The sequence below is a fragment of the Streptomyces sp. JH34 genome (genome assembly GCF_029428875.1).
Classification (GTDB): Bacteria; Actinomycetota; Actinomycetes; order Streptomycetales; family Streptomycetaceae; genus Streptomyces.
Map to the genome: position 1 here is coordinate 7007515 of NZ_JAJSOO010000001.1, position 24146 is coordinate 7031660.

Below are 24146 nucleotides of genomic sequence, written 5' to 3' on the forward strand. Positions count from 1 at the left end.
TGACAGGCTTGTCACAGTCCCGAAAGGCGACGCGTCATGAACTGGGCATCGTGGACCACCCTCGGTGTCTTCGCGGGAACCGGCGGAGTGCGCACCGAAGAGGTAGGTGTCGTGAGCGGTGATCTGACCGTGCACACGACTTGGACCGAAAGGCAGGCCGAGGTCGCCGTCCAGTACAGCGGCGCTTCGGACTGGTTCACCCTGGCCGGCAGTCCGGTGCCGTGCCGATCGGAGGAAGAGAGCAGATCCCTCCACCAGAGCGTCGTGGAGGCGGTACGCGCCGGCGGCGGAGCCACGGTTCCTGCTCCGCACTCGCTGGCCTGATCCGTCCGGGCGGCGCGGCAGCCCGTTCACACCACCGCGAAACGCACCACATATCGACGCTGCCAGGGAGTTTCCACGGCCCTGGGGTGGTAGTTCCTGCGGACGAACGCGACAGCTTCCTCCGCAGGGACCCCGTCCAGCACGGCCAGGCACGCCAGTGCCGTACCCGTGCGGCCTCTGCCTCCTCCGCACGCGACCTCGACCCGCTCGTCCGGAGCCCGGCGCCACGCGTCACCCAGCACGGTGAGCGCCGCGGCCCGGTCGGCGGGCAGACGGAAGTCGGGCCAGCGCAGCCACACGGACTCCCACGTCACCGGGGGCGGCGGACCACCCAGCAGGTGGACGGTGAGCGTGGGCTCAGGGCCCGCGGGGAGCGGATGTCTCAGCCCGCGCCCGCGGACCAGCCGCCCCGAGGGCAGCCGCAGGACGCCCGCTCCCGTCGCATCCCAGGCCTCGGTCACTTCAAGCCCTCCCCGTCGAGGTCCTGGGCCAGCAGGCCGGCCAGCTCCTCGACGGCGTCCGGCGCGCTCTCGCCGACGGCCGAAAGCACCAGCAGGTCGCCGTGCCGAGCGGCCAGCGCGAGCACCGACAGCATGCTCCGGGCATCGACCGGAGCACTGCCCTCCCGTCCGACGGTGACGGCGACCGGCTGACGCATGGCGGCCTGGACGAAGAGCGAGGCGGGACGGGCGTGCAGGCCGCTGCGGGAGCCGACGGTGACAGTGCGCTGGTACACGGGTTCACTCCTGAGTCACAGGGGGTTCTTCGGTACGGGAAGGGGGCCGTGGTCAGGCGGCCACGGCGACGGTGGGACCGTCGTCGGCGCGGGCCTCGGCGTCCGGGGCGCGCCGCATGCCCTTGAGTACGACGACCAGAGCGGTGGACACGGCGGTGCCGACGGCGATCGCCAGCAGGTAGAGGAACGGCTCGCCGATGAGCGGGACGACGAACACACCGCCGTGCGGGGCGCGGAGCGTACAGCCGAACGCCATGGACAGCGCGCCGGTGACCGCCCCGCCGGCCATCACGGAGGGGATCACACGCAGGGGATCCGCCGCGGCGAAGGGAATCGCGCCCTCGGTGATGAACGAGGCACCCAGCACCCACGCCGCGCGCCCGTTCTCCTGCTCGGTCCGGGTGAACAGGCCGCGGCGCAGCGTCGTGGCGAGGGCCATCGCCAGCGGCGGCACCATGCCGGCGGCCATCACGGCGGCCATGACCTTGAGGCTGCCGGGTGTCGGATCGGCCAGACCGCCGACCGCGAAGGCGTACGCCACCTTGTTCAGCGGCCCGCCCATGTCGAAGCACATCATCAGGCCGAGGACGACGCCCAGGATGACGGCGTTGGAACCCGACAGACCGTTCAGCCAGTCGGTGAGGGCGTTCTGCAGCGAGGCGATCGGCTTGCCGACCACGATGAACATCAGGAAGCCGACGGCGATCGACGCGAGCAGGGGAATCACCAGCACCGGCATGATGCCGCGCAGCGTGGGGTGCACCTTCACCCGCTGGATCGCCATCACCGCCGCACCGGCCAGCAGACCCGCGACGAGACCTCCGAGGAAGCCCGCGTCGATGGTGAGCGCGATGGCGCCGCCGACGAACCCGGGAACGAGCGCGGGACGGTCCGCCATCCCGTAGGCGATGTACCCCGCCAGTACCGGGACCAGGAAGCCGAAGGCCGCGGTTCCGATCTGGTTGAGCAGTGCCGCCCAGCTGGCGGACTCCCCCCAGGCGAAGTGGTCGGCGACCGATTTCGCACCGGCGATCTCGTAGCCCCCGATGGCGAAGGAGAGGGCGATGAGCAGTCCTCCGGCCGCGACGAACGGAACCATGTAACTGACGCCGGACATCAGGTAGGTCCGCAGACGGACACCGAAGTGTCCGGAGGCCCCCGCCGTGCCGCCCGTGCCTTCGGACTGCCCGGCGCCGTCCTCGGCGATCCCGCTGATCTCGCCCCGCTCGGCCTTGGCCCTGGCCTCGGCGATGAGCTCGGCCGGCCGGTTGATACCGGCTTTCACCCCGGTGTCGACGAGCGGCTTGCCGCCGAAGCGCCCCTTCTCCCGCACATCGACGTCGTGCGCCCAGATGACTGCGTCCGCGGCGGCGATCACCGCCGGGTCCAGACGTTCGAACCCGGCCGATCCCTGCGTCTCGACGTCCAGCACGACACCCTGGGCGCGCGCGGCCGCCTCCAGCGACTCGGCGGCCATGTACGTGTGCGCGATACCGGTCGGGCAGGACGTCACGGCGACGATGCGGAACGGTTCCGCAGCCTTCTCCTTCGTGCCCTCCTCGGGCTCCGGAGCCGGCGCGGGCGCCTCCTCGCCGCGGATCAGCGCCGCCGCCGCGGCGGCGTTCTCCTCCGCCCGCAGGGCGTCGGTGAAGCCGGGGTCCATGAGCCGCCGTGCCAGGCTCGACAGGATGGTGAGGTGGTCGTCGTCCGCGCCCGCGGGCGCGGCTATCAGGAAGACGAGATCCGCCGGACCGTCCGGGGCACCGAAGTCGATGCCCCTCGGGCTGCGGCCGAATGCCAGCGTCGGCGTGGCGACATGCTCGCTCCGGCAGTGCGGGATGCCGATGCCGCCGTCCAGGCCGGTCGGCATCTGGGCCTCGCGGGCCGCCACGTCGGCGAGGAAGCCGTCGAGGTCGGTGACACGGCCGGCCGTGACCATCCGTCCGGCCAGGGAACGGGCGGCCTCGGTCTTCGTCCCGGCGGACAGGTCGAGATCGACCAGTTCCGCGGTGATCAGCTCACTCATCGCGGGGCTCCTTGCTCGTGGACCGTCCAGCGGACGGTGCGGGGTGACGGGGGAGTCGTACGACCGTGCAGGGATACCGCGGTCATGGGACCTGCACCGGGAGGGCGAGGTCCACGGGGATGTCCGCGGTGGTGACCACAGCGGAGAAGTCGAGGTCGGCGGGCGTCGGCATGGCGCTTCCGGGCAGTTGCACGGCGGCGGCGCCGTGCGCCACCGCAGCGGCCAGGGCCCTCGGGCCCGTTCCGCCGGCGGACAGGAATCCCGCGAGCGAGGCGTCACCCGCGCCGACGTCGCTCCGGACGGTGTCCACCCGGGCACGGGCGAAGTGGGCTCCGGAAGGTTCCACCAGCAGCTGTCCGACGGCACCCAGGCTGGCGAGAACGGAACGTGCCCCGAGCCCGCACAGCTCCTGCGCCGCCTTCAGCGCGTCACCGACCGTCGCGAGCGGACGGCCGACCGCCTCGGCGAGCTCCTGGGTGTTCGGCTTGATCACGTCGGGCCGCTCACGCAGCGCGGCGACGAGTGCGGCGCCGGACGTGTCCAGGGCGATCCGGACACCGGCGCCGTGGCTGTGGGCCACCAACTCGGCGTACCACTGCGGCGACAGCCCACGCGGCAGGCTCCCGCAGCAGGCGATCCAGTCCGCCCCGGCCGAACGCGCCCGCACCGTGTCCAGCAGGCGCCGGGCCTCGGCGGGGGTGATCTCCGGTCCCGTCGCGTTGACCTTGGTGAGGGCGCCGTCGGGTTCGACGAGCGTGACGTTGACGCGGGTGCTCCCGACGATCGGCACGCCGGCGGCCTCGATGCCGTGTTCACCGAGCAACCGGGTCAGCAGAGCCCCCTCGGGCCCGCCCAACGGCGCGACGGCGACGGTGCGGTGCCCGGCCGCGGCGACGGCCCGGGAGACGTTGACGCCCTTGCCGCCGGGGTCGACACGGTCCGCGGTGGCCCGCAGGACGGCGCCACGGGTGAGCCCCGGAAGTTCGTACGTGCGGTCCAGGCTCGGATTGGGGGTGACGGTCAGGATCATGCGCGTACCACTTCCGTGCCCCGGCTCTCGACGGCCCGGGCGTCCTCGGGGCTCAGCCCCGTATCGGTGATCAGCAGGTCCACGTCGGAGAGGTCGCCGAAGCGCGCGAAGTGCTCCTGACCGGCCTTGCCCGAGTCGGCGAGGAGCACCACCCTGCGGGCCGCCGCGATCACGGAACGCTTCACGGCGGCCTCGGCCAGGTCCGGGGTGGTCAGGCCGCCCCCGGGGGAGAAACCGTTCGTGGCGAGGAAGACGACGTCGGCGTTGATCTCGGCGTACGCGCTCAGCGCCCAGGCGTCCACAGCCGCGCGGGTGCGGTGCCGGACCCTGCCGCCGACGAGGTGCAACGCGATTCCCGGGTGGTCGGAGAGGCGCGCCGCCACCGGCAGGGCATGGGTGACCACGGTGAGCCGCGAGTCGACCGGCATCGAGGCCGCCAGCCTGACGGTCGTCGTGCCGGCATCGATGATGATGTTGCCCTCGGCGGGGAGTTCGGCCAGGGCCGCGGCGGCGATACGGTCCTTCTCCCCGGCCGCCACGGTGTCACGCTCGGCGAGATCGGGTTCGAATCCGAGCCGTCCGGCCGGGATCGCACCGCCGTGCACCCTGCGGAGGAGTCCCGCCCTGTCGAGGGCCTTGAGATCGCGCCGAACCGTTTCCGCCGTCACCTGGAAGTGCGCGGCCAGGGACGGTACGTCGACGCGCCCGCTCTCGCCGGCGATGCGGAGGATCTCCTGCTGCCGCTCCGGTGCGTACATGTGGTTACGTATCCGTTTCGTGCCCGAGTCTGTGGTTTCACGGGCACACTACGGCCGGACGTCAGGAAAGTAAACACATTCGGACGTGAGGTGGGCGTGAACGGACTCCGGTTGCGGTGGAGCCCGTTCCGGACGCGCTCAACCTGTGCCGTGCGTGGCCGTCCGCGGGCTCAGCGGCCGGGCCAGCAGCGGTACGCCCAGGACCTGATGGCCGCCGCTCGCCTGCATCCGCACTTCCCCGCGCTCACTGATCTCGGCACGCACGATTCCGGTTTCGTCCGCGTAGACCGGGTAACCACCGGCGCCGGAGCGTGCCGTGAGATGGACGACGACCACGTCGTCCTCGGCGCCGCCCGCCTGGAAGATGAGTTCGTAGCTCTCCGGGTAATCCATGATCGACCTCCGACCGGGCACGGAACACGCTCGCCCGTCCTCCCCATTGTTTCCCAACAGGGCGCGCGGCGCTTCGGGAGAACGGGCAGGTGACCGTATGTGTCTGGGGATGCGGAATGGGTGAGGCGGGGCGACCATCATGTGCAAGGGACCGGACGCGTGCTGACCACCTCGCACGGCCGGGCCGTGACGCCAGGCGGCACCCGCCGGCGCGATCGGACTTCGTCGGCGCGGGGCCCACGGGCTCCCGGCCGCCCTGTGGAGAGGAACTGCCGTGCTGATGGCCAATCCCGCAACGCTGCGAAATCTCGTCAAGCGCTACGAGACACTGCGAAGCATCCACGCACGGCTGGGCACTCCCGAGAGCAGGCGTCAACTCGACGACGTCTCCTACACCCTCTGCGTGACCACCGGGACGAGGGCCGTGCCCGACGCCTTGGCCGCCGCGGCGGCGCGGTTGCACGCCGTCCCCTCCGCGGCTTCGCCCGGGCCGTCAGAGGTGCGGCTGACCGCCTGACGCCGCGAGGTTCCCCACGGACGGCGCCGGTTCTGTCGAACCGGCGCCGTCCGTCCGTCCGTCCGGAACGCTTCCAGGCCGCGGAGCCGCGCGACACGCCGAATGGGCGGAGGATGCCGTCGAACGGGTGACACCCGCCGGTCGGACAACATGACTGTTCGCGGAGGCGGCTAGGCATCCCACCATGAGATTTGAGCCCCGTCGAAACAAGACCGCTTCCCCGCGCACCCGCCGGCTCCGTGTCGCCGGCGGCGCCCTGTGCGCCGTTGCCCTTGCCGCCGCCCTTGTGACCGGTTGTGGCCAGAACAGCGGTGACGACACCGCCGCGGAGACCTCCGAGGCCGCGAAGGTCCTTCCGAACCAGACGACCAGCCCTTCCGGGAGCCCCTCCGGCACGGCGAGCCTGACCCAGGACCAGACCGAGCGCAAGGACCTGCTGTCGACCGTCAAGGTCACCTTCGACACGGCCGCCACGACGGCGGTCGGTGAGGTGTCCGGAGGCAAGCTGACGGACCTGGACCTCGAGGGCCTCGACGACGAGGACGACGCGTCCGGCAGCCCGAGCCCCTCCGGCACCTCCAGCAGCCCCAGCCCCGAGGGCAGCGCGAGCCCCAGCGGTACCGGCAGCGCGAGCCCGAGCGGTAGCGGCAGCCCCAGCCCGAGCGGCAGCTCCAGCAGTCCGAAGTGGATCGCGGAGGTCGCCGAGGAGGACGGCACCGCTCACAAGGTGACCATCGACGCGGTGTCCGGGGACGTCATCGACTCCGCGCCGGACGCGGACCAGAGCGACGCCGACAAGAAGGCGCTGGCGGACCAGCTCTCCCAGGCGACGCAGACGCCCCAGCAGGCGGCCAAGGTCGCCACGGACAAGCAGCCGGGCTGGGTCACCTCGGTCGGTCTCGACGAGAACGACAGCAAGGTCCTGGTCTGGCAGGTCGACGTGGTCTCCAAGGACTGGAACAAGACCACATTCGACGTGGACGCAGCCAAGGGCACGATCACGGACCAGCAGGTCGACGACGACTGACTCACGGCGCGGACAGGATCCCCGGTGGCGCACCGCATCGCGGTGCGCCACCGGTGTGTTCGCGGCACGGAGGTGGGGGCGCCGGGCTCCCGGGCCCGCATCCGTCAGCCGCGGCAGGACCCACGGGCTCGCGCTCAGCGGTCCTTGTCGGTCAGGTCACGCGTGAAGCGCAGTCCTGGCCTTCCCGCCAGAGTGATGGTGCCCGCCTCCACGAATCCCGTCCGGGCGAGGACGACCCTCGAACCCGCGTTGTCCACCGTCGTCCTGGCCCGGAGAGTGGTCAGGCCGTAGTCGGCGACGGCCAGTCCGCACACCATGCGCACGCCCGAGGTGGCGAGCCCCCTTCCTGCCGCCCGCTCGCCGATCCGGTACCCCAGTTCCGCCGAGCCGTCCGCGACGTCGACGAGGTTCACACGTCCCAGTACGACTCCGTGGCCGTCCGTCAGGATGTGGAAGTGGAGCAGCCCCGCGGCCTGGTCCGCGAGCAACTCCGCGTGCTGCGCGTCGAACCCGGCGAAGTAGTCGTCCCCCCGGTCCGGGATCGACGCGCCGAAGTACGCGCGGTTCTCCCGCTCGAAGGCGAGGAGAGCAGGAGCATGATCAGGGCGGAGGCGTTCGAGGACGGTCATGCGGCGACGATATCCAGCCGCGGTCCGCGGTCGGACGGCCACCTCCCCGGATCACGGCGCGATTCCGACGTTCTCGATGCGGCTCCACCTCCGCTCCTGGCTGCGGGTCATCGCAGGCCAGTGCGTGGCGCCCGCACGGGGGTTCACCCGTGAGGCGTAGGCGTTGGGCCGATGGTCCGGCCGGAAGAAGCACCCGGTCCCGTACACCGCGTCGAAGGCCGGACACGAGGACGCCACGGAGGCGGGCGTCGGCTTGCGCCCCGTCCGCACCCACCCGGACAACGCGGAGACCGCGCCGGCGTACTCCGCCGTGCTGAGCCCGCTGTGCTCGCTCTCCTGGGTGAAGGTCTGCAGGAGGTGGCGGTCGCGGTGGGCGCCTTCCAGGCTCTCGCGATACGCCGACTCGTGCTCGACGAAGGCGGTGGGGTCGTCGATGGCGTGCAAGGTGAGTACGGGGATGGACACCGCGCCGGTCAGATCACTGTCGTAGGACAGGTCCCGTCGCGCGGTGGGGTCGGCGTCGAAGCGTTCCACCCCGGCGTTCAGCGCCGCGTCGTCGTGCGAACCGCTGTAGCGCACGTGCCTGTTGCTGAAGGGGCTGCGCGTTCCGACGCGTCGGACGATGTCGCGGAACGTGAAAGTGGCGAAGGTGAGATGGGACTCGAGCGTCCGCTCCGGGATCTTCGTGACCGCGAGGATGTCGTCCAGGTTCCGCTGCTGGAGAGGCGTCCGGTCGGCGGGCCGGGAGGTGTACCCCGTGCACTCCTGGAGCCTGGCGCGCAGCCCCGCACCGGTCATGGCCGAGTCCTCACGGAGACCCATCCACAGGGGGTACGCCGGCTCGGTCGGCCGAGGGTGGTTGCGGCAGTAGTACTGGTAGACGACGCGGAGGTCCACCCGGTAGTCGTAGCCGCGGGAGCCGCCCGCCAGGACACCGTTGGTGAGCAGGGCGCCGTCATAGGGCGAGTCGTCGCCGGAGCCGTACACCTCTATGGTCTTCGCGGCCACGTTCCCGCCCCAGGACTGTCCGTGGATCAGCGTGGTGTCCGGGCGCCCGAACCTCTTCGTGAACAGCCGGCGCAGGTTCTCCGTGTCCGAGGCCGCCATCCTCGTTCCGTATCCGCCGCGACGGTAGGCCGATCCGGCCCAGGCGTATCCCTGGTCGACCATGACCGACCAGCGCTCCAGGTCGTCGGCACTGCGGTCCGGGTCCGACTCCTCGCCCAGGCCGGGTCCGCCGTGGGCGTGCAGGACCAGCGTTCCGTTCCACGACCGGGGGACGGCGACGCTGTAGTGGGCGCCGTTGGAGTCCTGGCCCGAATAGCACGTCGCCTTCGCCGCCAGGCCGGCCGGGCAGGGGACGGTGGCCGGTGCTCCGGCCGCCGCCGAGGCGTGGGCGGGGCTGATGAGGCAGGCCGCCAGGACCCCCGCCACAGCGCCCACCGCCATGGTGGACAGCCTCCCGCGTGAACGCCGTCCCCCGGCGGAGGCGTTCACGGCATTGGTTGATTTCTCGCTCAGGTGCATGCCGGCCGATGCTAGCCATGCCGGGACCGTTTGCCAGAGGTCGCGCCCTTGCGTTCATATCGTTCACCGGCGATTGCTTTCGGACATACATCGGAGCGAACGGTGACCTCGTGTCCTCGCGCGCGTTGTACAGGGCGTGTCCTCCTCCCTCAGTGCACCCTTCACCCCGGCCGCCCCCGTGGTGCCCCCTAAGCCCTTCCTGCTGACGCCCCACCAGGGAGAGGCAGCACGCGCGCTCCTGGGCTATGTGGGCGCGCTGCCGCTGACGACGGCCGACGCGCAGCTCCTCGCGACCGTCGTCGCGATCCGGGCCGCACGCGCGGGTGTCGGCAACCTCACCGGTCAGGACGTGCGCAGTCTCCGACTGGCCGATCCGGAGGGGGCGGTCGCCGCCTTCGCGGCTCTGGGCTGGCAGGGGCAGGAGGCTCTGCTCGGCGCGGACCTGGTGACCCCCGTCGGCGTGATCGTGCCGGACCTCGCGGGCCGGCCGGATTCCCCGCTGCCCTTCGGCAAGGTGATGCGTTCCCGGGTGTCGGGCTGGACGGTGCGGACCCTGTCGGCCAAGCCGGTCAAGAAGACCTCGACCGCAGCGCGGCTCGCCGCGCTGTTCCTGGCGGCCCACGGACCGGCCGACGAGCCCGGCACGCTGCCCGTCCACCTTCCGGACGCATGCCGTGCCGCTCTGCCCGAACTGCTGGGCAAGGGGTTCCTGCGGGTGTTGGACGGTGACCGGTACATGCTGGCCGACGCGGTGCGCCATCTGTCGGGCATGCGTCCCCTGCCGGACACCCGGCCCGCCACGCGTGACGAGCCGGAGGCGGAGGGGCCCAGCTGGCAGGAGTGGAAGGACCGGGCGAGCGTGGCCCTGCGACGGCACGTCGAGGCCGTCGAGAACTGCCCCGAGTGTGCGCTGTCCACGGCCAGGGTGTCGGAGGCGTTCATGCGCAAGGCTGTCCCCGCCCAGTTCGGCGAGAAGGCGCGTACGGCCTACGGCGTCTGGGCGGCCAAGTACCCCGATCAGGGGCCTGCCGCCGCGGAGCGCGCCGCCGCGTTCCGCGCGTCGCACGGCCACGGACCCTCCGTCAAGCAGCTGTGCAAGGAGCTCGGCTGGGGAAAGATGTCACGGGAACTGCGGATCCACGTGATCCGCCGGCTGATCGCCGAGGGGTGGCTGACGAACACCGATCCGGTGCCCTGGACGCTGCGCCCGGGCAAGGCCGCGCAGCCCGGTGCGGCTGCCCCCACGGGCGTACGCCGGCGCTGAATGAGGCGGGTGTGGCGCGTGCGACGCCCTGCCCGCCGAAACCTGACGGCACTCTGTTTCCGGCAACACCGTTACAGGAGCGGTGCGTTCACAGGGTTCAAAGCGATTGTGCTGGGCATGCCAGGCGTAGCCGCGCGTGCCCCCCACAGACACGCGCCGACCTGGAGGAAGCAGTGAGAAGCAGCGCACCGATCCGCAAGGGCATACTCGTGGTCACCAGCGCCGTCGCTCTGGTCATCGCCACCGCAGGGAGCGCGCTCGCCGCCCCGCCGCCGGCCCTGCCCGCCTCTGCCGACGCCATCGAGCAGACATACCAGCCGGCGTACGACTACGACACGGACGGCTGCTATCCCACGCCGGCGATCGGCCCCGACGGAGCCATCGCCACCGGCCTCAACACCACCGGTGCGGTCAACGGCAGTTGCCGTGACGCCGTCGATCTGGACAACACCAACGGCTACGCCCGGTCCAAGTGCAACAACGGCTGGTGCGCGGTCATGTACGGGCTCTACTTCGAGAAGGACCAGGCGGTGGCCGGCAGCGGGCTCGGCGGACACCGGCACGACTGGGAGCACGTCGTGGTGTGGACCCAGAACGGCGAGGCCCGCTACGTGTCCACCTCCGCACACGGGGACTTCGACATCTACAGCCGTGATCAGATCCGCTGGGACGGAACCCATCCCAAGGTCGTGTACCACAAGGACGGAATCGGCACCCACTGCTTCCGTCCCGCGAATTCCAACGACGAGCCGCCGGAGAACCACTACCACGACTGGCGGTTCCCCACCCTCGTCGGCTGGAACGGCTATCCGGCCGGCCTGCGGGACAAGCTGGTACAGGCGAACTTCGGCAGCGCGGTCTTCGGCCTCAAGGACGGCAACTTCAGCAGCCACCTGGAAAAGGCCCGCCCCGCCGGAATTCCCTTCGACCCCAACGCGTGACGTCCGGGGCCGGGCGGACAGGGGTTCGTCCGCCCGGCCGTGGCTGCGCAGGCCGTTCCGGCCGCTGGTTCGTGGCCGTCGGGTCGGTCGGCATCGAAGTGACCATGGGCCGCACCCTTGGTGTTCCTCCAGCGACAAGGCCCCGCGGGAGTCGCCAGGCCCCCCTCCGCATCCGGAGGGGGGCCTGGCGGCGCCCGCCGGGAGGGCCGAACGGGCCCCCGACGACCCGATCGGGCCCCGCACAGTCCCCGTCCCGGCTCGTAGAGTGGGACCCAGGGGGCGAAGTCCCTCACTCGTCCTCGTCTTCGGTCCTCCACAGGCACCACGGATGCCCTGGAAGGGGGAGAGAACGGTGGGACCCCTGATGACGCCCGTCGCCCGGCCGGAGCGGCTGTACGACCGTGAGGCCGAGTGGGACAGGCTCGTGGCGTTCGTGGATGATCCCCGTCCCGGACCCGCCATCGGTATGGTCACCGGGCCGCGGGGTCATGGCAAGTCGTACCTGCTGCGCGCGCTGGCCCGTGCCACTGGCGGATTCTATTTCTGCGGGCAGCAAGCCGCCCAGGCGGAGACCTTGCGGTTCCTCGCCCAGCAGTTCGCGCGCCGTGCCCACCTGGCACAGTCGCCCCACTGGACCGGATGGAGGGACGCGCTCCTCGACCTGGTGACGACGGGCAGCGGTTCGGCGACGGTGGTCGTCCTCGACGGACTGCCCGAACTCGTCCGGCAGAGCCCCGGCCTCCCCGCTGCCATCAGTGACGTGTGCCGGTCACTGCGTCACGCTCCGGCGACCGCACCCCCGCTCCGGCTCGTCCTCTGCGGCAGCACGACCCCCGTGATGAGGAGACTGCTCAGCGCGTCCGCCGGGTGGGTCGACGACGTGCTGGAGATCATGCCTCTGGACTTCCGGCAGGCACGGGCACTGTGGGGGATCGCGGACCCGCTGCTCGCACTGCGGGTGCACGCGGTCGTCGGCAGCAGCCCGGCCTTCCGCTTCGATCCTGCGGGGGACCGGCCTCCTGACACAGCCGCCGCCTTCGATCCCTGGGTCCGCCGGAGTGTGCTCAACCCGCGTCAGCCCCTGTTCTGGAAGGCGGTGCACCTGCTGGACGGTGTGACGGAGACGTGGGACCTCGCCGCCTGCCACTCCACCGTGGCCGCCGTCGCCGCCGGCCACACCATGCCCGGTGAGATAGCGGACCGGCTCGACCGGCCGGCGACCGACGTACCGCACATCCTGTCCTGCCTCACCGAACGAGGCCTGATGAGCGGAGAGCCCGACGCCTTCCATCCCGGCCTGATCCACTACCGCGTCGCCGAGCCGCTGCTCGCCTTCGAACACGCCGTCATCCGCCCGTACCGCTTCCGTCTCCTGGACGCGGACGACAGCGAGATCGAAGAGATCTGGCAGGACGCCCGGACGGTCTTCGAACGCGACCTCGCGGAAACGCACTTCGCGCAGACGTGCCGGGAATGGGCGGCCCGTTTCGCGGCCCCGGACACCTTCGGTGCCGCACCCGCGTCCGTGCTGTCGGGTTCGCTGCCCCACCCGCCCGGTTCCCCCGCAGATGTGGACGTCGTGGTGCGCGGCCGCGGCGACGGCCGTCAGGGACCACTGCTGTCGATCGGGCTGGCCAGGTGGAGCGATCCCCTGTCCACCAGCGACCTCGAACGACTGCGCGGCTCTCTGGCGGACCTCGCCGAGCTCGGTGAGGACGTCGGCCGAACCCGTCTCGCCTGCTACGGGGCAGCCGGGTTCAGTCCGGAGTTGAAGCGCGCCGAGTCGGACGGAGAGGTGCTCCTCGTGTCACCCGGACAGTTGTACGGCGACGGGCCGTGACGACGTCCTGTGGTGACCGGTGCACACCGTTCCCGTGAGCACTCGCACTCTGCCTGCCGGAGCAGGTTCGCCGGGCCGGCGAACCTGGCGCCGCCCAGGATCGACGAGGAGTGAGTGAGTTCCCGAAGGCGGTCAGACCCCACGCCCACGGGTGCCGGTGGAGGGCGGTCCGGGCGGCTCCTCCAGGACGCTCCAGGCGACCGGGCCCAACAGGTCCGCCAGACGCTGGAACACGTCCATGAGCATGTCGTCCACGGTCAGGATGCCTACGACCCGGGGCCCGTCCACCACGGGCAGACGACGGATGCCGGACGTGCGGAAGACACGGTAGGCCCTGTGGATGTCGTCGTCCGCGTTCACCGTGATCACCGGCGAGGTCATCACCGTGTCGACCGTCTCGGCCGCGTCGAGCCCCCGGGCGAGGGCACCCACCGCGAGGTCACGGTCCGTGACGATTCCGCGGAGTGCCCCGCCCTCGGTGACCATGACGGACCCGATCCCCCACGCGGCCATCTCCTGGGCCGCCCGTCCCAGCGGTGTCCCTGCGGGCACGGACACCGCCGGACTGCTCATCGCTTCGGAGACCTTCATCGGCGGCTACCACCGTCCTCGCGACAGCAGCGGTTCGGGCGCCGGACGAGCGCCGGCGCACAGCTTCCCGTGCCGTGGGGGACGACGTTCTCGGTCATGACGGGTTGCCCTTCGGAGGGGAGGCGGACGCCGCCGCCTCGTGCGACGCCGGGACGGACGGGAAGGCCGACGCGGACATCCGAGGGCCGGAGCACACATCGCTTCCGTCCTCCGAGGAGTACCCCAGATCGTGCTGCCGTGCATGCGGGCCCGATGAGCGGGCGTTCGGACAGGGCGTGGACAGCTCCGCAAGGGGCGGGGCGAGGCTGAGGGGCCGGGCTCAGGTGGTGCCCGTCCGGCCCTTGTCAGGGCCCGTCCGGCACCAAGGGTGCGGGCGCCCGGACGCCGAGGCGGAAGGGGACGACGGCCGTGGAACGGCGGAGCGGTTGAAGACCATCATCCGTGCGACACGCCTCGGACGGGGAGCGAGACGCGGAACGTGGTGTGTCGGGGGGTGCTCGTGACGGCGACGGTTCCGCCGTGAGCGGTGACGACGGCCTGGACGATCGCGAGACCGAGTCCGGTGCTGCCGGTGTTGCGGGAACGGGCGTGGTCGCCGCGTACGAAACGTCCGAAGACCTCGGCCTGCAGCTCTTCGGGAATGCCCGGTCCGTTGTCACTCACGTCCACGCAGGCCCTGGTGCCGTCGGACGTCAGGGTGATCGCCACGTCGGTGCCGGGTGGGGTGTGATTGCGGGCGTTGGCGAGCAGATTGCCGATGGCCTGCTGGAGCCGGTGGGCGTCTCCCCTCACGGTGACCGGTTCCTCGGGGAGGTCGAGGAACCAGTGGTGCCGCGGGCCTGCGGCACGGGCGTCGTCCGTCGCGTCCAGGATGAGCAGGGTCAGGTCGACCGCCTCGTGTTCAAGAGGGCGTCCGGCGTCCAGGCGCGCGAGGAGCAGCAGATCGTCGACGAGGCGGGTCATACGCCGTGATTCCACGTCGACGCGTTCCAGGGCATGGCGGATCTCGGAAGGGACGGGCCCCTGGTGGCGCAGGGCGAGTTCGGCGTGACCACGGATGTTGGCGACGGGGGTGCGTAGTTCATGGCTGGCGTCGGCCGCGAAGTGCCGCAGTCGCTCCTCGCCGGCCTGCCGTCGGACGAGGGCGTCCTCCACATGGCCCAGCATGTGGTTGACGGCCTGTCCGACCCGGCCGACCTCGGTGCGCGGATCGGCGTGGGGGAGGGGGCCGGGCATGGCGACTTCGCCGCTGGCGAGCGGCAGGTCCGCGACCTCCGTGGCCTGCGCGGCGACCAGCCGGAGGGGACGGAGGGACACGCGTACCCACAGGGCCCCCGCGATGCCGGTCGTCACGAGCGCGGCGCCGAAGAGTGCGGCCTCCAGCACCAGGAGACGGTGCACCGTCTCCTCCACCGGGTGCAGGGGCAGCCCCGTGATCAGGATGTCCTGGTCATCGCCCCGGACGGCCATCATTCGGTACCGGCCCGGAGAGGTGGAGAGATGGATGCTGTGACCGTCCTCGTCCACGGGGATCCGTGCCAGGGCGCGGCGGTCGCCGGCCGTGAGTACCAGAGGGCGGTCGGTGGCGTCGTCGACAACGGCAGCCTGTGTGACGACGTCGTCGAGCAGGCGGGCGCCGAAGGTGTCCTCGGCCTGGCCGCGGGTGTCGGAGCGATTGTCGGCGTCGGGATCGGCCTCGTGCTCCAGGCTCGCGGCGAACCGGCCGCCGGACGCGGCGAGCTGCTCGTCCAGGCGGCCGATGAGGAATCCCCGCAGAGCGAGGGCGGTGGCGCTGCCGACCGCGAGGCAGGCGAGGGCGAGGAGCGTCACCAGCCCAGCCGTCAGCTGGCCCTGCAGCGTACGGGGCGCCGGGCGCCTCACGGGGACTCGGGCTTCAGGACGTAACCGACACCTCGGACGGTGTGGATCATGGGGGTGCGTCCGGAATCGATCTTCTTACGCAGGTAGCTGATGTAGAGCTCGACGATGTGCGCGCGTCCGCCGAAGTCGTAGGCCCAGACCCGGTCGAGGATCTGTTGCTTGGACAGCACCCGGCGCGGATTACGCATCAGGTACCGCAGGAGTTCGAATTCGGTCCGGGAGAGATCGACCACGACGTCGCCCCGTCTCACCTCCCTGGCCTCCTCGTTCATCGTGAGATCCCCGACGGCGAGCTGGTTCGTGCCCGGCTCCGCGGTCATGCCTGCCCTCCGGAGCAGGCCGCGCAGCCGGGCCAGGACCTCCTCCAGGCTGTAGGGCTTCGTGACGTAGTCGTCGCCGCCGGCCGTGATGCCGGCGATGCGGTCCTCCACGGCGTCGCGAGCCGTCAGGAACAGCACACACACGTGGGGTGCCTCACGACGCAGGGCGTCCAGTACCTGCAGGCCGTCCAGGTCGGGCAGCATCCAGTCCAGGACCACCGCGTCGGGCCGGAAGGCACGGGCGGTGGCCAGTGCGGTCGTTCCGTCGCCCGCGGTACGGACCTGCCAGCCCTCACCCGTCAGCACCTCCGCCAGAACATCGGTCACGTCGGGCTCGTCATCGACGACGAGTACCCGCACGGGTTCTCCGTCAGGGCGTCGCAGAGGTGATGTCGTACGTGGATCGCTCATGGTCCTTCCAGCATCGCGGGTCCCGGGCCGCGCGCAGGGGAGCCGGGCCTGTGCGTTTCCTCTGAATCACGGCCGGAGCTGCCGGACCGGGGTGATTCAGAGGGTTCTCAGAAGTCGGGCTGTGAGCATGGGCCTCCCGTCACCGGAAGCCCGGCCCGTCCGGAGGAGCCCCATGACCAGTACGTTCGCCACCACGGACACCGACCGCACGCACCACCGGCGCCCACGCCGAAGCGTCGTCCCCGCACTCGTACCGGCGGCGATCTGGGCGGGCGCCGCCGCTGTGCTGGCCCTCTGGTGGAGCGACACGGCCTCGGTCGTCGGACCGGCGGGCTGGATCACCGGCGCGGGACGTATCACGGGGCTCATGGCCGGATACGGCTCCGCGGTCCTGCTGCTCCTGATGGCCCGTGTGCCGTTGCTGGACCACACCGTGGGTACCGACCGGCTCGCCCGCTGGCACGCGTGGGGCGGCCGCTGCACCATCTCACTCGTCCTGGCGCACACCCTGCTGATCATCTGGGGCTACTCACTGACGTCCCACACCGGCGTGGTCGGTCAGACCTCCACGCTCGTGCTGCACTACCCCGACCTGCTCAAGGGCACGATCGGCTTCGTCCTGTTCCTGGCCACAGCTGTTCTCTCCGCCCGCGCCGCACGCCGCAGGATGTCCTACGAGACCTGGCACTACCTGCACTTCGCCACCTACCTGGCCGTCTTTCTCGCCTTCGGGCACCAGCTCTCCGACGGGGCCGACTTCGTGGGGAACCGCCTGGCCCAGATCGCCTGGTACGCGCTGTTCCTCGGCGTCGCGGCCCTGGTGGCCTGGTACCGGTTCGCCATGCCCGTCCGGCGCGGAGTGCGCCACCGTCTGCGCGTGGCCGCCGTCCATCCCGAAGCGCCGGGCGTGGTGTCCGTCCACCTCACCGGCGAACACCTGGACGAGCTGGGCGGAGTGCCGGGCCAGTTCCTGCGCTGGCGCTTCCTGACCCGCGAGCTGTGGTGGACGGCCAATCCCTACTCCCTCTCCGCACCCCCGCACCCCCGTCATCTGCGCATCACGGTGAAGAGCGCCGGTGGCCACAGTGCCGCGCTCGCCCGTCTGCGCCCCGGTACCCGGGTGTGGGCCGAGGGACCCTACGGCGGCTTCACCGCCCGTCGCCGCACCGTCCCCAAGGTGCTGCTCCTGGCGGGCGGCGTCGGCATCACCCCCCTGCGGGCACTCTTCGAGACCCTGCCGGGCCAGGTGACCCTCGTCTACCGGGCCCGTCGCGCCGAGGACCTCGCCCTGCGTGCCGAACTCGACGCGATAGCCGCACGCGGACAGGCGACCGTGCACTACGTCACCGGCGGAACGGCAGGCTGCTCCTCGCCCCTCACCGCCCGTGGCCTGAGCGAGCTGGTGCCTGACCTGGCCGCACACGACGTCTACCTCTGCGGCCCGCCCGGGATGACACGGACCGCGACCGAGGCCCTGCGCCGGGCCGGCGTTCCGGCACGGCGGATCCACCACGAGTCCTTCGAGTTCTGAGGAGAAACCGTCATGCGCCGAGCCGTCCTCGCCGGCACGGGGTTCAGCACCCTGGTCATCGCCCTGCTCGCACTCAAACCCCACCAACTCCCCGGGCCCGACGCGTCGGCCGCCCACGCTCCCGCGTCCGCCCGCACGTCCACGGCGCCCTCCGGATCGTCAGCCGGCACGGGCACGTACACGGGAGATCCGGTCGACACCCGGTACGGGACCGTGCAGGTCGCCGTCACCGTCACCAAGGGGAAGGTCACGTCGGTCGAGGTGCTCCAGGCACCGGATCAGAACGGGCGCGACCAGCAGATTTCCTCCCGGGCCCTGCCACGGCTCACCCAGGAGGCGATCACCGCTCAGAGCGCCCACATCGACGCGGTCTCAGGTGCCAGCTACACGAGCCAGGGTTACGTCGAGTCCCTCCAGAGCGCCTTGGACCAGGCCCATGTCTGACGCCGTGCCCGGACTCCGCCACGTCGAGCACGTCATGGGGAGCGTCTTCTCCTTCGACGTCCGCGACGAGCCCACCCCCGCGCTGCGCCGTGCCCTCGACGAGGCAGTGATCCACCTCCACCGGGTCGACGAGGTGTTCTCCACCTATCGTCCGGACAGCTACATCAGCCGCCTCGGCCGTGGCGAGATCCGACGGGAGGACTGCCCGCCCGAAGTCCTCGAAGTCCTCCGCCTGTGCGCGCACGCCACGCGGGTCAGCGACGGCTGGTTCAGCGTGGTGCCCGAGGGGACTCTGGATCCCTCGGGTCTCGTGAAGGGCTGGGCCGTCGAAGCGGCGTCCCACATCCTCCACGAGGCCGGTGCGCGTCACATCTGCGTCAACGGTGGCGGGGACATCCAGCTCCGCGGCCCGGCGGCCCCCGGGACCCCCTGGCGCATCGGGATCGCCCACCCCCTGCGCCCCGGCGAACTGGTCACCGTCGTCACCGCCCACGACGACCTGGCGGTCGCGACCTCCGGCACCGCCGAGCGCGGGGCCCATGTCTTCGACCCGCACAGCGGCAGACCCGCGACCGGGTTCGCCTCCCTCACGCTCGTGGGACCGCGCCTGACCCTGACCGACTCCTACGCCACCGCCGCGTTCGCGAGGGGAGAAGGCGCGCGGAGCTGGCTGGAAGGCCTGCACGGCTACGAGGCGCTCGCGGTGACGCCCGACGGCGAGGAATGGGTCACGACGGGATTCCACCGGTACGGATCGTAGGTGGCTGCGCGGTCGCCGGGCCGAGCGGCCCGAACAGGCCCCTTCCGGCCCCTGCTGTCCCGGCGAGCCGCCCTGCGGCCGGCACACCGGAATTGTGCATTCCACCACGACCGCGACACTGTGAGCAGGACGCCGTCCTGCCGGGCGGGCGGGTTCTCGCGCGGACCCCTCATCCGCGCGCCGCGCCCGCCGACGGCACCGGAAGCACGAGAGACGAGGTGGGAGACCATGTCCTACGACCGCACCGTCCATCTGCAGGCCGGGTTCGAGGCGGCGGCGCAGGCCGTTCGGCAAGCCCTTGCCGAGCAGGGTTTCGGCGTCCTGACCGAGATCGACGTACAGGCCACACTCAGGACCAAGCTCGGCCATGACATGGAGCCCTATCTGATCCTCGGAGCCTGCAACCCCGCCCTGGCCCACCGGGCACTGGAGGCCGACCGGTCGATCGGCCTGCTGCTTCCCTGCAACGTCGTCGTCCGCGCCGACGGCAGCCGGGTGGTGGTGCAGGCGATCGACCCCGGAACCATGGTCACCCTCACCGGGCTCGACGCCATGGAACCCGTCGCCGAGGAGGCGACCCGCGGCCTGGACGCCGCACTCGCCTCCCTCCAGGACACGTATGGATGAGACGCGCGACACCGGCTCCCACCCCGTACGGGACGCGTGACCGGGGCGGAGGAGTCCGCCGGCGTTCCGCGTGCGCCGTGCCGGGCCGAGGGGCACCCTGAAGCCATGGCAGAGCAGGACGGTCAGATGCCGCACGAGCCGACGGACGCCGCCCGTGCGCTCGCCGCGCGGCGCGGCCGGCGTGGGGGACTGCTTCCCGAGGCCCTCAGCCGGGCCAGAGCCGGCACACCCGCCGCCCCCGGGACGTGGGCACCCCGGGTCGGCATCGACCTGGGACTGCCGGCAGCCGCAGGCCTCGGGCCCGCCACCTACTTCTCCGACCTCGCCACCCCTCACGCCGAACGGCATGTACGCGTGTGCACCGCCACGGCCTGCTTCGCGACGCGGGGCGGCCGTCATCTCGGCGAGATCGAACGGGAACTCGGCGTCCGGGCGAACCAGGCCGACCCGGCGGGCGGGACGTCACTGCAGACGGTCCACTGCCTCGGCTACTGCTACGCGGGCCCCGCAGCACTCGACGGCACCCTCCCCCGCACGGGAGCGGACCTGGCGGAGCAGCTGGCGGGGAGCAAACCTCCCAGAGCGCCAGAGATCCCCGTGGCCGACGCCACCGGTGATCCGGTGCTGCTCTCCGGGATCGTCGCGGGCCGACCCGCCTGGGGCACCTGGCGGAGGACGCTCGCGCGTCTGAGCCCGGACGACGTCCGGCGCGAGGTCGCCGCCTCCGGTCTGCGCGGACGGGGCGGCGCGGGGTTCCCCGTCGCGGACAAGTGGGCCGCCGCGGGGGCACGGCCCGGCACCGTGGTCATCGCGAACGGGGACGAGGGAGATCCCGGCTCGTACGCTGACCGGCTGCTCATGGAGGAGGACCCCGACAGGGTGCTCGAAGGCCTGGCGCTCGCCTGCTTCGCCTGCGGCGCCCGCCGGAGCATCGTGCTGGTGCGCTCCGAATACCCCCGGGCGTTGATCCGCCTGCGACGGGCGGTGGCACACGCGGTGGCTGACGGCCACCTCGCCGACGCCGAGCGCAAGGGGGAGAGGCGACCGGTCGTGGAGATCGTCGAGGGAGCGGGCTCGTACGTCGCCGGTGAGGAGACCGCCCTCATCGCGCGCCTCGAAGGGGCAAGGGGATGCGCTCGCCCCCGGCCTCCGTACCCGACCGACCGGGGGCTCTGGGGGGCGCCCACCGTGGTCAACAACGTGGAGACGCTGGCCTCGCTGCCCTGGATCGTGGAGAACGGCGGCGACCGCTACGCCCGGTACGGCACCTCGGACGAACCCGGTACCAAGCTCGTGTGCCTCTCCGAGCGGTTCGTCCGACCCGGTGCCTTCGAGGTCCCGCTCGGCACCCCCGTACGACGCATCGTCGACGAACTCGGTGGAGGGCTGAGGAGCGGCGCCCCGGCCGTTCTCCAGGTCGGCGGTCCGCTCGGCGGCTTCCTCACGGACGCCGACCTGGACGTCCCTCTGACGTCGAAGGCACTGGCAGCCCGTGGCGCCGCACTCGGGCACGCCGGCATCGTCGCGTTCGACACACACACGGAGCCGGTCGCACTGCTGCGGCACATCTGGGAGTTCGCCGCGCAGGAGAGCTGCGGGGCGTGCTCGCCGTGCCGTGTGGGGACACGCCGGGGCCTGGAACTCGCCGGCACCGGCGCCGCACCGGGTGAGCCGTACGGAAGGATCGCACGGCTCATGAGCGAGGCGAGCATGTGCGCGTTCGGCCGCAGGGTGCCCGCGGCCGTCCGCAGCCTGGCACGCGCCTACGGAGCGGAGCTGACGGGATGGGACCGGTGACCGGCCTGCGTGTGGACGGCCTCCTCGTGGAGGTGCCCGAAGGGGCATCCCTGCTCGATGCCGTCCGCGCGGCGGGAGGATCGCTGCCCACACTCTGCCACGACGACCGTCTTCGGCCGGCAGGCTCCTGCCGGACCTGCCTGGTCCGCGCGGACGGCCGGATCACGGCGGCCTGCGTAACTCCCGCCGCCCCCGGCACCGACGTCGCCACCGCGCAGGAAGACGTGCGGGCGCTGCGCCGCGACGCCGTGGAGCTCATCGTGTCGGGGCTCCCGCCCCGCGCCCTCTCCGCCGACTGCCGGAGCGAACTCGCCGACACCTGCCGCACCATGGACATTACCCCGCAGGCAGCGGCCTCCGAGGCGTCCAAGGGGCGTGACGACAGTCATCCCTACGTCCAGCTCGACCGGGACCTGTGCATCGCCTGCGGCCGCTGCGTACGCATGTGCGACGACGTGCAGGGAACGTTCGCGCTCACCCTCACGGGGCGGGGAGCCGACACCGTCGTCGCACCCGGAACAGGTGGACCATGGGCGCAGTCGGACTGCGTGGCATGCGGAGGGTGCGTCGACACCTGTCCCACCGGAGCGATCACGCGACCCGGACCGGGCCGCGGCATCACCACCGCACAGTCGCACCCGGAGAGCGTTCGCACCACCTGCGGATACTGCGGTGTCGGCTGCACGCTCGACGTCGTCTCCGACGGGAACCGGGTATCGGCGGTACTGCCCGCCCTCGACGGGCCCGTCAACCAGGGACACGCCTGCGTCAAGGGCCGGTTCGCACACGGGTACCTCACCTCCACGGAGCGCCTGGCACAGCCCTTGATCCGGAAGAACGGACACCTCGAGCCGGCCGGCTGGGAAGAGGCTCTGGCCCTGGTCGCGGACGGACTGCGCGAAGCCGTGGCGACAGGGGGCCCCGACGCCGTGGCCGCGATCTCCTCAGCCCGGACCACCAACGAGGAGAACTACCTCGTCCAGAAGTTCCTGCGCACGGTCATCGGCACCAACAACGTCGACAACTGCTCCCGCCTCTGCCACGCTCCCTCCGCGGCGGGACTGTCCGCCGCGTTCGGACGGGCCGGGGGCACCGACTCCTTCGACGACGTGGAGAAGGCGGACTGTCTTCTCGTCGTCGGGGCCAACCCGGTCGAAGCCCACCCCGTGATCGGGGCCCGGCTGCTGCAACACGCCCTCGCCGGAGCCTCGTTGATCGTGGCCGACCCCAGGGAGGTAGGTCTCGCGCACCACGCGGACGTGCACCTGCGGCCCCGCCCCGGTACCAACGTCGCACTCTTCCACGGCCTCGCACACGTGCTCGTCGCCGAGGGCATGACCGATCCCGACTTCCTGCGCCACCGTGCCACCGGGCTCCCGGAACTGACCGAACTGCTCACCCGGCACACGCCCGCGCGCACCGCCGAGCTCACCGGTGTACCCGCTGAGCTCATCACGGCCGCGGCCCGCCTCTACGGCAGGGCCGAGCGTCCCGCCATCGTGTACGGGCTCGGTGTCACCGAGCATCTGCACGGCACGGACGGCGTACGTACCCTCGCCAACCTCGCCATCCTGCGCGGTGCCGTCGGGAACACCGGCCGGGGGTACGGCATCACCCCCCTGCGAGGCCAGAACAACGTGCAGGGTGCATCCGACATGGGAGCACTGCCCGACATGCTCCCCGGCTACGGCCGGGTCACCGACCCCGAGGCGCGAAGCCGGGCCGAAGCCGTCTGGGGACGCACACTGCCCGCGCAGGCAGGTCTGCGCATCCCCGAGATGTTCGAGGCCGCGCGACGGGGAAGTCTGCGTGCCCTGTGGATCATCGGTGAGGACGTCTGTGCCACGGATCCCGACAGCCGCCAGGTCGTCGAGGCTCTCGACGCCTGCCCACTGGTCGTCGTGAACGAACTCTTCCTCAGCGAGACCGCGAAGCACGCCGACGTCGTCCTCCCCGTCGCGTCGTGGCTCGAGAAGGAGGGGACCTTCGTGAACTTCGACCGTCGCTTCCAGCGGGTACGCACCGCGGTGCGCCCGCCCGCAGCGGCACGGACCGACTTCGACGTCGTGCACGCGGTCGCCGCCGCGATGGGAGCGGACCTGGGATGCAGGACGCCGGCCGAGGCCCTCTCCGAGTGCGGTCGTGTCGCTCCCCTCTTCGCCGGTCTCTCCCACACACGGCTCGACAGGGAAGGAGCCGTGGCCTGGCCCTGCCCCGCGCCCGACAGGCCCGGTGAGGCCACCCTCTACACCGACGCGTTCACCACGCCCGACGGCAGGGCGAGACTGAGCGCGGCCCCCTACCTGCCACCGGGGGAGACCCCCGACACCGCGTACCCCCTGCTCCTCGTCACCGGCCGCCGCTGGGCGCACTACAACTCCGGCAGCATGACCAGGCGTGGTGACAACCTGCTCCTCGAGGATCGCGGTTACCTCGATCTCCACCCGCAGGACGCCGCACGCCACGGCGTGCACGACGGCAGCGAGGTGACCGTCGAGAGCCGCCACGGCAGGGCCCGTCTGACAGCCAGACTGAGCAGCGGACTTTCCCCCGGACAGGTCTTCTGCGCCTTCCACTTCCCGGAGAGCGGAGTCAACGCCCTGACGTCCGGCCATGCCGACACCGTCACCTCCTGCCCCGAGTACAAGGTCACCGCTGTCAGACTGACGGACGGCACGGCTCGGACCACGCCGTGACGCCCGGCCCGGGAGCCGAGCCGGACACAGCGTGCCGGGCACCGCACGCAGGCTCGCCGACTCGTCAGCTCGTCGA

Annotated in this window: 23 protein-coding genes; 12 read left to right on the top strand and 11 right to left on the bottom strand. The window is 71.6% G+C overall.

Annotated features, from left to right (window positions below):
* Positions 1–36 precede the first annotated feature (36 nt).
* Positions 37–324: a hypothetical protein gene (locus tag LWJ43_RS31440; protein WP_014158031.1), complete on the top strand. Its 288-nt coding sequence runs from the start codon at positions 37–39 to the stop codon at positions 322–324.
* 26 nt (positions 325–350) lie between these two features.
* Here LWJ43_RS31440 and LWJ43_RS31445 read toward each other — a convergent pair whose 3' ends face one another.
* The 6 genes from LWJ43_RS31445 to LWJ43_RS31470 all read right to left on the bottom strand — a co-directional run bounded on the left by LWJ43_RS31445 (position 351) and on the right by LWJ43_RS31470 (position 5267).
* On the bottom strand, positions 351–785 hold the full coding sequence (locus LWJ43_RS31445; RefSeq protein ID WP_277335564.1) for a protein-tyrosine phosphatase family protein: 435 nt from the start codon (positions 783–785) through the stop codon (positions 351–353).
* A complete protein-coding gene (locus LWJ43_RS31450; RefSeq protein WP_277335565.1) occupies positions 782–1060 on the bottom strand; it encodes an HPr family phosphocarrier protein in 279 nt (92 codons plus the stop codon). The genes LWJ43_RS31445 and LWJ43_RS31450 overlap by 4 nt, the downstream gene beginning before the upstream one ends.
* Positions 1061–1112: 52 nt before the next feature.
* The gene (locus LWJ43_RS31455; protein ID WP_277335566.1) at positions 1113–3086 is read right to left on the bottom strand and encodes a PTS fructose transporter subunit IIABC; all 1974 of its coding nucleotides are present in this window, start codon (positions 3084–3086) and stop codon (positions 1113–1115) included.
* An 82-nt stretch (positions 3087–3168) separates the two neighbouring features.
* Complete coding sequence (gene pfkB / locus LWJ43_RS31460; RefSeq protein ID WP_277335567.1) at positions 3169–4116, bottom strand: 1-phosphofructokinase; 948 nt, start codon at positions 4114–4116, stop codon at positions 3169–3171.
* Positions 4113–4874 carry a DeoR/GlpR family DNA-binding transcription regulator gene (locus LWJ43_RS31465; protein ID WP_277335568.1) on the bottom strand — a complete coding sequence of 254 codons (762 nt, stop codon included), beginning with the start codon at positions 4872–4874 and terminating at the stop codon, positions 4113–4115. The genes pfkB and LWJ43_RS31465 overlap by 4 nt, the downstream gene beginning before the upstream one ends.
* A 138-nt stretch (positions 4875–5012) precedes the next feature.
* The gene (locus tag LWJ43_RS31470; protein WP_277335569.1) at positions 5013–5267 is read right to left on the bottom strand and encodes a DUF6296 family protein; all 255 of its coding nucleotides are present in this window, start codon (positions 5265–5267) and stop codon (positions 5013–5015) included.
* A 274-nt stretch (positions 5268–5541) separates the two neighbouring features.
* Between LWJ43_RS31470 and LWJ43_RS31475 the strand changes: the two genes are divergently transcribed.
* A complete protein-coding gene (locus LWJ43_RS31475) occupies positions 5542–5784 on the top strand; it encodes a DUF5133 domain-containing protein (RefSeq protein WP_277335570.1) in 243 nt (80 codons plus the stop codon).
* A gap of 184 nt (positions 5785–5968) precedes the next feature.
* Positions 5969–6811 (top strand): PepSY domain-containing protein, encoded by an 843-nt coding sequence (locus LWJ43_RS31480; protein ID WP_277335571.1) that lies wholly within the window; start codon positions 5969–5971, stop codon positions 6809–6811.
* 134 nt (positions 6812–6945) lie between these two features.
* Here the strand turns inward: LWJ43_RS31480 and LWJ43_RS31485 are convergent, their stop codons facing one another.
* Entirely contained in the window at positions 6946–7440 is a 495-nt protein-coding gene (locus LWJ43_RS31485) for a GNAT family N-acetyltransferase (RefSeq protein WP_277335572.1), read from the bottom strand.
* A gap of 51 nt (positions 7441–7491) precedes the next feature.
* Complete coding sequence (locus tag LWJ43_RS31490; protein ID WP_277335573.1) at positions 7492–8889, bottom strand: hypothetical protein; 1398 nt, start codon at positions 8887–8889, stop codon at positions 7492–7494.
* A gap of 214 nt (positions 8890–9103) precedes the next feature.
* Here LWJ43_RS31490 and LWJ43_RS31495 point away from each other — a divergent pair, with 214 nt between their 5' ends.
* The 3 genes from LWJ43_RS31495 to LWJ43_RS31505 all read left to right on the top strand — a co-directional run bounded on the left by LWJ43_RS31495 (position 9104) and on the right by LWJ43_RS31505 (position 13012).
* The gene (locus LWJ43_RS31495) at positions 9104–10231 is read left to right on the top strand and encodes a hypothetical protein (RefSeq protein WP_277335574.1); all 1128 of its coding nucleotides are present in this window, start codon (positions 9104–9106) and stop codon (positions 10229–10231) included.
* Positions 10232–10404: 173 nt separating this feature from the next.
* Complete coding sequence (locus LWJ43_RS31500; RefSeq protein WP_277335575.1) at positions 10405–11172, top strand: NPP1 family protein; 768 nt, start codon at positions 10405–10407, stop codon at positions 11170–11172.
* Positions 11173–11524: 352 nt separating this feature from the next.
* A complete protein-coding gene (locus LWJ43_RS31505; RefSeq protein ID WP_277335576.1) occupies positions 11525–13012 on the top strand; it encodes an AAA family ATPase in 1488 nt (495 codons plus the stop codon).
* A gap of 132 nt (positions 13013–13144) precedes the next feature.
* Here the strand turns inward: LWJ43_RS31505 and LWJ43_RS31510 are convergent, their stop codons facing one another.
* The 3 genes from LWJ43_RS31510 to LWJ43_RS31520 form a co-directional block, all read right to left on the bottom strand.
* Positions 13145–13603 carry a CBS domain-containing protein gene (locus LWJ43_RS31510; protein ID WP_277335577.1) on the bottom strand — a complete coding sequence of 153 codons (459 nt, stop codon included), beginning with the start codon at positions 13601–13603 and terminating at the stop codon, positions 13145–13147.
* A gap of 435 nt (positions 13604–14038) precedes the next feature.
* A complete protein-coding gene (locus LWJ43_RS31515) occupies positions 14039–15484 on the bottom strand; it encodes a sensor histidine kinase (protein ID WP_277335578.1) in 1446 nt (481 codons plus the stop codon).
* A complete protein-coding gene (locus LWJ43_RS31520; RefSeq protein WP_277335579.1) occupies positions 15481–16215 on the bottom strand; it encodes a response regulator transcription factor in 735 nt (244 codons plus the stop codon). Before LWJ43_RS31520 ends, LWJ43_RS31515 begins: the two co-directional genes overlap by 4 nt.
* Before the next feature lie 172 nt (positions 16216–16387).
* Here LWJ43_RS31520 and LWJ43_RS31525 point away from each other — a divergent pair, with 172 nt between their 5' ends.
* The 6 genes from LWJ43_RS31525 to fdhF all read left to right on the top strand — a co-directional run bounded on the left by LWJ43_RS31525 (position 16388) and on the right by fdhF (position 24070).
* Positions 16388–17746: a ferredoxin reductase family protein gene (locus tag LWJ43_RS31525; RefSeq protein ID WP_277335580.1), complete on the top strand. Its 1359-nt coding sequence runs from the start codon at positions 16388–16390 to the stop codon at positions 17744–17746.
* A gap of 12 nt (positions 17747–17758) precedes the next feature.
* A complete protein-coding gene (locus LWJ43_RS31530) occupies positions 17759–18190 on the top strand; it encodes an FMN-binding protein (protein WP_277335581.1) in 432 nt (143 codons plus the stop codon).
* Positions 18183–18950: an FAD:protein FMN transferase gene (locus LWJ43_RS31535; RefSeq protein WP_277335582.1), complete on the top strand. Its 768-nt coding sequence runs from the start codon at positions 18183–18185 to the stop codon at positions 18948–18950. Before LWJ43_RS31530 ends, LWJ43_RS31535 begins: the two co-directional genes overlap by 8 nt.
* 228 nt (positions 18951–19178) lie before the next feature.
* Complete coding sequence (locus tag LWJ43_RS31540) at positions 19179–19577, top strand: DUF302 domain-containing protein (RefSeq protein ID WP_277335583.1); 399 nt, start codon at positions 19179–19181, stop codon at positions 19575–19577.
* A gap of 105 nt (positions 19578–19682) precedes the next feature.
* A complete protein-coding gene (locus LWJ43_RS31545) occupies positions 19683–21374 on the top strand; it encodes an NADH-ubiquinone oxidoreductase-F iron-sulfur binding region domain-containing protein (RefSeq protein WP_277335584.1) in 1692 nt (563 codons plus the stop codon).
* Positions 21362–24070, top strand: a complete 2709-nt coding sequence (fdhF, locus tag LWJ43_RS31550) for a formate dehydrogenase subunit alpha (protein WP_277335585.1) — start codon at positions 21362–21364, stop codon at positions 24068–24070. Before LWJ43_RS31545 ends, fdhF begins: the two co-directional genes overlap by 13 nt.
* Positions 24071–24146: the final 76 nt, after the last annotated feature.